The sequence below is a fragment of the Amycolatopsis sp. NPDC059021 genome, assembly GCF_042739895.1.
Classification (GTDB): Bacteria; Actinomycetota; Actinomycetes; order Mycobacteriales; family Pseudonocardiaceae; genus Amycolatopsis.
Window position 1 is genome coordinate 14,436 of sequence record NZ_JBHYIQ010000065.1, and the last position, 8,246, is coordinate 22,681.

At 70.5% G+C, this 8,246-nt stretch carries 8 protein-coding genes; 4 read left to right on the forward strand and 4 right to left on the reverse strand.

Annotation, left to right across the window (positions count from 1 at the left end; translation table 11 throughout):
- The first annotated feature begins 148 nt into the window (after positions 1–148).
- Both ACFWX1_RS31390 and ACFWX1_RS31395 read left to right on the forward strand, forming a co-directional pair.
- Entirely contained in the window at positions 149–1,012 is an 864-nt protein-coding gene (locus ACFWX1_RS31390) for a class I SAM-dependent methyltransferase (RefSeq protein WP_378393376.1), read from the forward strand.
- Positions 1,009–1,197 (forward strand): hypothetical protein, encoded by a 189-nt coding sequence (locus ACFWX1_RS31395; RefSeq protein ID WP_378330296.1) that lies wholly within the window; start codon positions 1,009–1,011, stop codon positions 1,195–1,197. Before ACFWX1_RS31390 ends, ACFWX1_RS31395 begins: the two co-directional genes overlap by 4 nt.
- Before the next feature lie 92 nt (positions 1,198–1,289).
- Here ACFWX1_RS31395 and ACFWX1_RS31400 read toward each other — a convergent pair whose 3' ends face one another.
- The 3 genes from ACFWX1_RS31400 to ACFWX1_RS31410 form a co-directional block, all read right to left on the reverse strand.
- Complete coding sequence (locus tag ACFWX1_RS31400; protein WP_378393377.1) at positions 1,290–2,231, reverse strand: hypothetical protein; 942 nt, start codon at positions 2,229–2,231, stop codon at positions 1,290–1,292.
- 112 nt (positions 2,232–2,343) lie between these two features.
- A complete protein-coding gene (locus tag ACFWX1_RS31405) occupies positions 2,344–3,645 on the reverse strand; it encodes an ABC1 kinase family protein (protein WP_378393407.1) in 1,302 nt (433 codons plus the stop codon).
- A 102-nt stretch (positions 3,646–3,747) separates the two neighbouring features.
- Entirely contained in the window at positions 3,748–4,800 is a 1,053-nt protein-coding gene (locus tag ACFWX1_RS31410; protein WP_378393378.1) for a hypothetical protein, read from the reverse strand.
- Positions 4,801–5,020: 220 nt separating this feature from the next.
- Here ACFWX1_RS31410 and ACFWX1_RS31415 point away from each other — a divergent pair, with 220 nt between their 5' ends.
- Positions 5,021–5,530, forward strand: coding sequence for a M48 family metallopeptidase (locus ACFWX1_RS31415; RefSeq protein WP_345401715.1), 510 nt, complete (start codon positions 5,021–5,023; stop codon positions 5,528–5,530).
- 31 nt (positions 5,531–5,561) lie between these two features.
- Here ACFWX1_RS31415 and ACFWX1_RS31420 read toward each other — a convergent pair whose 3' ends face one another.
- A complete protein-coding gene (locus ACFWX1_RS31420) occupies positions 5,562–6,923 on the reverse strand; it encodes a zinc-dependent metalloprotease (protein ID WP_378393379.1) in 1,362 nt (453 codons plus the stop codon).
- 203 nt (positions 6,924–7,126) lie between these two features.
- Here ACFWX1_RS31420 and ACFWX1_RS31425 point away from each other — a divergent pair, with 203 nt between their 5' ends.
- On the forward strand, positions 7,127–8,131 hold the full coding sequence (locus tag ACFWX1_RS31425) for a PDZ domain-containing protein (protein WP_378393408.1): 1,005 nt from the start codon (positions 7,127–7,129) through the stop codon (positions 8,129–8,131).
- Positions 8,132–8,246: the final 115 nt, after the last annotated feature.

The following is an 8,246-nucleotide window of genomic DNA, read 5'->3' on the forward strand; positions in this document are numbered from 1 at the left end:
GGGGGGTGGGGGGGCGGCTCCCCGCGCGGCCCGCGGGGGGGGCTGTGATATAGGTCGGGGCGTCGGGGGGGCGCGGCCCGCCCCCCCCCCCCCCCCCCCTCCGCCTCGTTCCGGGCCGGCGCGGCGGCGGTTGGTGTTCAATGTGGTGGTGGCCACACATACTCACGACGGCATCGACTGGGCAGACCGCCTGGCGGCACTGCGGATGGCCGACGCGCTCCACGCGGAAGCGCTGACGACGGCGGCGCGGCGCCTGGCCGACCTGCTGCCCGAGTCGCCGACGGTCGTGGACATCGGCTGTGGAGCGGGTGGGATGAGCGTTCTGTTCGCACGTGAGCTCGCTGGTCGTTCCGGGGGAACCCTCGTGTTGACGGACCTGACTCCCGAGTTGCTCTCCGAGGCCGAGCAGGCTGTCACGGCCGTGGGAGTCGAGTGCCAGGCGGTGCTCAGCGACCTCGCCGATCCCGCGTTGCCGGATCGCCTGCCCGCCGCGGATCTGGTGTGGGCCTCCGGGGTGGTGCATCACGTCGCGGACCAGCAGGCCGCGCTGGGTACGTTGGCCACGCTGACACGGCCGGGCGGATGGCTCGCGATCTCCGAAGGCGGCATCGCGCCGCACAGCCTTCCCTGGGACCTCGGCGTCGGCCGCCCCGGTCTCGAACAGCGACTGCTGGCCGCCCGCGAGGAATGGTTCGTCGGGATGCGGGCGGGGATTCCCGGCGCCGTCTCGATGCCCTACGGCTGGCCGGACGCACTGCGGCGCGCGGGGCTTTCCGACGTCATGTCGTTCAGCGTGCTCCTGGATCACCCGGCGCCGGGCACCCCACAGCTGCGGGAGTACGTCGTGCACGGCATGCGCAGGATCGCCGACTGGGCCGGCGATCACCTCGCTGCCGACGATCGTGCCGCGCTGGACGTCCTGCTCGACCCGGACTCGCCCGAATACCTTGGCGCACGCGAAGATCTGTACCTGCTCGGCACCAAGACGATCCATTGTGGACGGCGGGTGTGACCGCCGCGGAACAGCCGGTCGCATGCCACCGATGTGGCCGGTCACGGCCCGGCGACGAGGATCCCGTGGAAGCGCTCTCCTGGGTTTCCGACCGGGACCGGGGCACACCGCGATGGCTGTGCCCGCGGTGCGCTCGCGAGCATGTCCGTGACATCGAAGGGAAACTCCCGGACGAGTACTGGTGAACACGCTCATGCGCTCGCCTCGCTCCGCGAGACAGTATTGAATCCCTTGTGGCGCATGAGCATGATGCCCATGATTCGCTCGCAAGCATCGCTCATGCGGCGTTCCCCACCCGGCCGTAGGTCCGCACCTTGGGGCGTGGAGTGCGTGCCGCCTGGCCGAACGCCCGCACCAGCTCGCTGACGACCTCGCGTGTTCGCTCCTGCATCTGGCGAAGCGTGCACCGCACCAGCACGATCCCGGTCGCGGTCAGGGCCAGATGACTGAACCCGTCGCCCGGTTCGTTCGTGTCCGTCCGATAGCGCCAGGCCAGCCCGACCTCGTCCCACCACGCGTCCGCCGTGCCGATCCGGCGACCACGCAGATCGCACACGGTGACATTCCAGCTGGGCGGCGGCAGCGGTGTCACGGCCAGTACCTTCGCGGCCCAGCCCTGCGCGAACGTCTCGTGTCCGCTGATCCCGCGCAGTGCCGCGCGGACCGCGGCCGAACCGCGCTTATCGCCCGCCTCCAGCTCGGCCAGCAGGTCGGCCTTCTCGCACAGGCCCCAGTGCAGGGGCAGGGTAAGCAGGTAGGTCAGCTTGCAGGGATCGGGTTCCCGCCGGGCGAGGTCGAGCGTCGCGCGGCTCGCCGGGGCGAAGGGAAGCCCGTCCACCAGCACTGGTTCCGGCATGCGTGAGGTCCGCTGGGTCACGACGCCGGTTGCGGTGAGCCTGCGGCCTTCCGGTACCAGCAGCCGGATCTCGTCCGTGAGCCGGTAGTTCATGCCGTGGGCGCGCAGCGCGTCGGCTCCGGTGATGACGACGCCGTCACCGAAGCGCGCGATCGCGGCGTGCAGCATCTGCAGCCGGGTCGGCGCGGTGTTGCGCATCAGGAAGACCCCGGGGTGCAGCTGGCGCCACGGCCCGTCGGGACCGCAGAGCCGGGCGGTTCTTCGCGCGGACACCCCGGCGTTGCGCAACTGTTTGGTGTTGACGACTCCGCTGGCCGTCGGGTCACTGAGCGCCAGGATGTCGGCGCGTTCCGTGATGGTCATGATCTGAGCATGACCGCTCGGCCATCCGGGTGGAACCGGCTTCCCGAGGTTGTGGACAACTCGGGTCCGCGAACGGAGAATTCCGGTCGCTTTCCGTTGTCCTGTGGATAACTCAGGTGGCGAAGCCGGGCTGCCAGCGCTCCACGATGTCCCTGGCCGGGATCTCGGCGTCGAGCTGGCAGAGGATCCCCGTCGAGCCCGCGGTGACCCGGTGGATCATGAGATACTCGGGCGGCAGGTTGAGCGAGCGGCCGACCCGGAAGTCGCTGCCGCGGGTGTTGCCCAGCCGCCCGGCCTGCTTCTGCATCCAGCGGCGCGTGAAGTGGAACGTCGGCCCGGCCAGCGGCTCGGTGAAGGGGGACAGGTAGGCGAGGACCTCGTCCGCGTCCAGTTCCGTGCCGGCCCGCACGAAACCGCACTCGCGCAGCAACCGCATGAGCTTGTCGGAGTCGCCGTCGAGCGCCAGGCGCGTCATTTCCCCGAGGTGCGCGGGGATCCCGTCGGGCAGCCGGGCCACCCCGCCGAAGTCGATCACGCACATCCGGCCGTCGCCGGTGAGCATGAAGTTGCCCGGATGCGGGTCCGAATGCAGCAGCCGCGCCCGCTCCGGTGACGAGTAGTGGAACTCGGCCAGCAACCTGCCGGACAGGTCGCGGGTCTCGCGGTCGCCGTTCGCGATGATCTCCGACAGCGGAGTACCCGTGACCCACTCGGTGATCACGACCTTGGGCGAACTCGCGACGACCCGGGGGATCAGGAAGCCGGGATCGCCCGCGAACGCCTTGGCGAACACCCGCTGGTTCTGCGCTTCGGCCTGGTAATCGAGCTCCTCGTTCATGCGGTCGGCGAGTTCGGCGAGCAGTGGCTTGACCTCGGTGCCCGGGACGAACGCCTGGAACAGCCTGCTGAACCGCTGGAGCTGCCGCAGATCGCTGCGGAGCGCTTCGTCGGCGCCGGGGTATTGCACCTTGACCGCGACCTCGCGCCCGTCGTGCCAGGTCGCGCGATGCACCTGGCCGATGCTCGCGGCCGCGGCGGGCTCGTCGTCGAAGTGGGCGAACCTGGTCGCCCAGGTGCGGCCGAGCTGCTCGGCGAGCACGCGGTGGGTCTGCCTGACCGCCATCGGCGGGGCTGCGGCCTGCAGCTTCGTGAGGGCCTCTCGGTAGGGCTTCGCCATGTCGTCGGGCACGGCGGCCTCGAACACGCTCAGCGCCTGCCCGAACTTCATCGCGCCGCCCTTGAGCGAGCCGAGGACCTCGAAGAGCTGCTCCGCGGCCTTCGCGGACAGCGTCGCGTTCACCTGCTCCGCGCTTTGGCCCGCCATCCTCCGTCCCCAGCCGCCCACGGCCCGCCCGGCGATCCCCAGCGGCAGGCTGGCGAGCTTGGCGGTCCGGGCGACGCCCTTGCTGGGCATCGCGGTTTCACGGTCGGCGGGACGGTCGTGGGAGTCGGTCACCCCAGCGATTCTGCCTTGGGAACCCGTGCCGGCACAGCAGGTTGGGGACGTCTCCGCGATCTACGCCGGATGACGTACGGCCGAGGCGTCGCAGCCGCATCGAGGATGCGGGGCCCAGCCGCGACGCCGGACCCTCCCCGCGAAGGCGTCGATCTCCAGCGTCGCGTTCCACACCGGGGGAGCGGTTTCGCTCGGGGAAAGCAGCCGCATCGCCTGCGCCACCCCCAGCGCGGCGGTGGCCTGGACGGCGCCGAGATCGGGGTGCTGGTCATGGCCGATCAGCTGGCTCGCGACCCGGGGCCAGCACGGCTCGAGATCGGTCCGGTGCAGGTCGGCGCAGTGGAGGCAGCTGCTCCGGCCGGGCACGACCAGCGGGCCGACAATGCCGGTGCCGTCCCGGACGCGCACCGGCATATGCGGCGTCCCGTTCCTCATCAGCTCGTCGGCCACCTCGGGCGCGGGGACCACGGCGTCGGTGAGCAGGACCAGTTCCGGCCTGCGTACGCTGGTGAGCCGGGTCGTCCGGGTGCGGGCGTCGACCCGGTGGACGACGTCGGCCAGCGCGGTCCGCCGGGGCTTGCCCAGTTCGGTTTCGGTGAACCCGGAACCGAGGTCCTGTTCGGTGACAGTGCCTGACATCCGGACGTCGATGTGCCCGACCCCGGCGTTGGCCAGGAGAACCGCGACGGCCACGGCCAGCCTGCCGTCCCCGTGCACAGCCATGGCACTGTTCCGGCGTCGTTCGGTCAGTGCCCTCTGGTGGTGCCTTGCCCGCAGCGACCACAGGCCGGTCTCGGCGCCGCGTCGCGGAGAGTGGCTCGGCGGCTCCGCTTCGGTGACCATTCCCAACGCGGTGAGCTGGGTCAGAACCATGCGCAGTTGCTCGCGATGTTCGCTCTCCGCGAGCAAGATCGCGTCGACGGTCCGCTGGCCGTCGAGTCGGCGAAGCCTGCTGACCACCGTGTCGGGCAGACCGGTGATCACGACGCCGTGCCGCGGGTCCAGCCCGATCTGGATCTCGTCGGGCCCGCGTTCGAGCACGTCGAGGCCGGAAAGCAGAACCGGATACCTGGGCAGCGGCACCACCGGGGTGGTGATGGTCGAGGTGCTCATGAACGCAGCATGGCAGGTGAGCGCCTGATCACCGTCCGGAAACAGGCCGGTTATCCACAGGGGGAAGCCGTTGTGGACAAGTCGGGGCTGTGACCTTTCGGCTCTCGGAGTTGTCGGTGTCTGGCCTTACCGTTGTCGAGTGGTCGAAGCACGGATTCCGTCTCTCAGAAGCCGGGGCAAGACGAACCCCCCGGCCGACACTCCCGGACACAAGGTAGAGGTGCGGCGTAGCCAGCGCCGGCATCGCACGGTCACCGCGTACTGGAACGACGACACGCTCGTCGTGCTCATTCCGGCGCGGATGACCAGGGCGGAGGAAAAACACTGGGTCACCGAGATGGAGCGCAAGCTGCTGCGCTCGGAACCACGCCGTGCGGCGCCGCCGAAGGCGTCGGACGACGTATTGCTCGCACGCTGCGAGGTGTTGTCCAACAAGTATCTCGACGGCACGGCGGTCCCGGCGAGCGTGCGCTGGGTACCGCCGATGCGGACGAGGTGGGCGTCGTGCACCCCGGTCGACGCCACGATCCGGGTCAGCGACCGGCTCCGCCGGGTACCACCGTGGGTCCTGGACTACGTCCTCGTGCACGAGCTGGCGCATCTGCGCGAGCCGGGGCACGACGCGGCGTTCTGGGCGCTGGTACGGCGCTACCCGAAAACAGAACGTGCGATCGGGTTCCTGGAGGGCCTGTCCTCCGCCGCCGGATGGGGCATAGCGGCGGAGGACTGAGGGAACGGAGGATGGCGGCGACCAGGGCGGGTCAGCCCTGGTCGCCGGTGTCTTCCTTGCCGTCCTTGCGATCCTGCTCGGACTTGTCCTGGGCAGCCTTGCCCTGTTCGGTGCGTTCGAGCTCGGCGATCGGGTCGACATCGCCCGTATCGGCCGAGCCGAGGCGCTCCGCGAAGTCGAGCGGCTCGTCGAGGTCCGCGGCGGTCGGCATGAGGTCGGGATGCGACCAGAGGCGATCCCGCTGCTCGACACCGTGCTGGTCGCCGACCAGCTTCCACAGTGCCGAGGCGGCGCGCATCCGCCGTGGCCGGAGTTCGAGCCCGACCAGCGTCGCGAACGTCTGCTCCGCGGGCCCGCCGGTGGCGCGCCGTCGCCGGAGCGTCTCCCGGAGCGCGTCGGCGCCCGGCAGGCGGTCGCCGATGGCCTCCGCGACCACGACGTCCACCCAGCCCTCGACGAGTGCCAGCAGCGTCTCCAGCCGGTTCAGCGCGGACTTCTGCTCGGGAGTGGTCTGCGGCTCCAGCAAGCCGGAGGACATGGCCTCTTCGAAGCTCGCCGGGTTGGCCGGGTCGATCCGGCCGGCGAGCTGTTCGAGGGCGGAGGTGTCCACGGTGATGCCGTGGGCGAACTCCTCGACCGTCGCGAGCAGCCGCTGCCGCAGCCACGGGACGTGGGAGAACAGGCGCTGGTGCGCGGCCTCGCGCGCGGCGAGGAAGACCAGGATCTCGCTGCTCGGCAGCTCGAGGCCCTCGGCGAACTTCTCGATGTTCGAGGGCAGCAACGCCGATGTCGCGGCGGGGCCGAGGGGGAGACCGACCTCGGTGGAGGTGAGCACCTCGGAAGCCAGTTGAGCGAGCGCGTTGCCGAGCTGGGAGCCGAAGGCCATCCCGCCCATCTGTCCCATCATCGACAGCAGCGGGCCCGCGGCCTGCTTGGCTTCCTCGGGCAACGCCTGCATCCACGCGCCGGAAACCTGCCGCGCCACGGGGTCGCACAGCCGCTGCCAGGTGGGCAGCGTCTTCTCGACCCACGTGCGGGCGGACCAGGCGACCGTCGAGGTCGCGCCCGCGGGGAGGATGGTCGCCGCGTCGAGCCACAACTCCGCGAGATGGGCGGCGTCCCGCACCGCCGAGTTCGCGTCGCCGGACGCACCGCTGGACGCGAAGCCGATCTTGGACTCGCCGCTCTCGCTGAGGTTCTGGAGCGCGATCTGCTTGGCGAGGTCGTAGTTCACCGGCCCGGCCGAGCTGCCAGCCTGGCTGAGCATCTGGCCCAGCTGGCTGAGCATCTGACCCAGCTGATTGAAGGCCTCGGCACCGCCGGGGTCCGACGGCTCGTTGTCACCTCGTTTGTCGGGATCGGGCGGTCCGAAGCCGAACGGGGGATTGCTCATATGTCCACCGTACGCGTGCCCGGCGGCCTCGACCTCGTCAACCGGGCCGATGAGCGTGGCCTTCACCGAGAAGCGAACACGGTCACCGTACGCTGTCGGGCGTGACCAAGTCCTCCGAGGAGACCGCTCCCGCGAAGAGCAGCGCCGCGCAGGCGAACGAGTCGGCGGATCGCCCCCGCGGAATGAGCCGGCGTGGCTGGACGCTGCTGGTCAGCGGCCTGCTGTTCCTGGTGTTCGCCGTGGTCGGGTCCGTGGTCAAGGTGCCGTTCGTGGCGATCAGCCCCGGACCGACCTATGACACGCTCGGCCGGGACGCCGCGAACAACCCGGTCATCCAGGTCGCCGGGCACGAGGTGTTCCCGACGACCGGTGAGCTGCGGATGACCACGGTGTCGCTGAACGACGGCATCACGATGTTCACCGCGCTGGGCCTGTGGGCCAGCGGGCGGTACGCGCTCGCGCCGCGCGAGGAGTACTTCAAGCCGGGCGAGACCAACGAACAGGTCAAGCGCGAGAACATCCAGCAACTGCAGGATTCCCAGAGCAACGCGCAGGTCGCCGCGCTCCGTCATCTCGGCTACCCGGTGAAGGTGGTCGCGAAGGAGATCGTGTCCGGCAGCCCCGCCGACCACGTGCTTTCGCCGGGCGCGCGGCTGATCACCGTCAACGGCAAGAAGATCGTCGAGGCGGGCGACGTGCGGGCCGCGCTGAACGGGACGAAACCCGGCCAGTCGGTGCCGATCACGTTCCAGGCGGACGGCCAGCCCGAGCGGACCGTCCCGATCACGCTCGCGCAGCGGCAGGACCGGCAGGAGGGCTTCATCGGCCTCACCGCCGCCGACCGGGCGGACGCGCCGTTCTCGGTGAACATCTCGCTGCAGGACGTCGGCGGCCCGTCGGCGGGCCTGATGTTCACGCTGGCGATCATCGACCGGCTGACGCCGGGCGACCTCGCGGCCGGGCGGCACATCGCGGGCACCGGCGAGATCAGCGAGACCGGCAAGGTCGGGCCGATCGGCGGAATCTCGTTCAAGGTCGTCGGCGCCCGCGAGGCAGGCGCGACCGACTTCCTGGTGCCCGAGCACAACTGCGCGGAGGCCAAGACGGCGGCGCCCGACGGGCTGAACCTGATCAAGGTGTCCACACTGGACGACGCGCTCGCCCAGCTGGCCAATCTGAAGGCGGGCAAGCCCACGACGTCCTGCTGAACCGGTTCGAGCCGGCAGCCGAAAAGAGGGGGAAAGGTCCGTTTGGATGCCCCGGCCCGAGTCAAAGGGCCCAGGCTCCGAGTGGGGGGTGGGGGACGCAAGGGGGGGCTGTGGG

What these genes read in the sequence shown, in the direction of transcription:
- ACFWX1_RS31400 (WP_378393377.1), bottom strand. Translation starts at nt 2,231, where the DNA reads ATGACCATCACGGAACGCGCCGACATCCTGGCGCTCAGTGACCCGACG.
- ACFWX1_RS31405 (WP_378393407.1), bottom strand. Translation starts at nt 3,645, where the DNA reads ATGCCCAGCAAGGGCGTCGCCCGGACCGCCAAGCTCGCCAGCCTGCCG.
- ACFWX1_RS31410 (WP_378393378.1), bottom strand. Translation starts at nt 4,800, where the DNA reads ATGAGCACCTCGACCATCACCACCCCGGTGGTGCCGCTGCCCAGGTAT.
- ACFWX1_RS31420 (WP_378393379.1), bottom strand. Translation starts at nt 6,923, where the DNA reads ATGAGCAATCCCCCGTTCGGCTTCGGACCGCCCGATCCCGACAAACGA.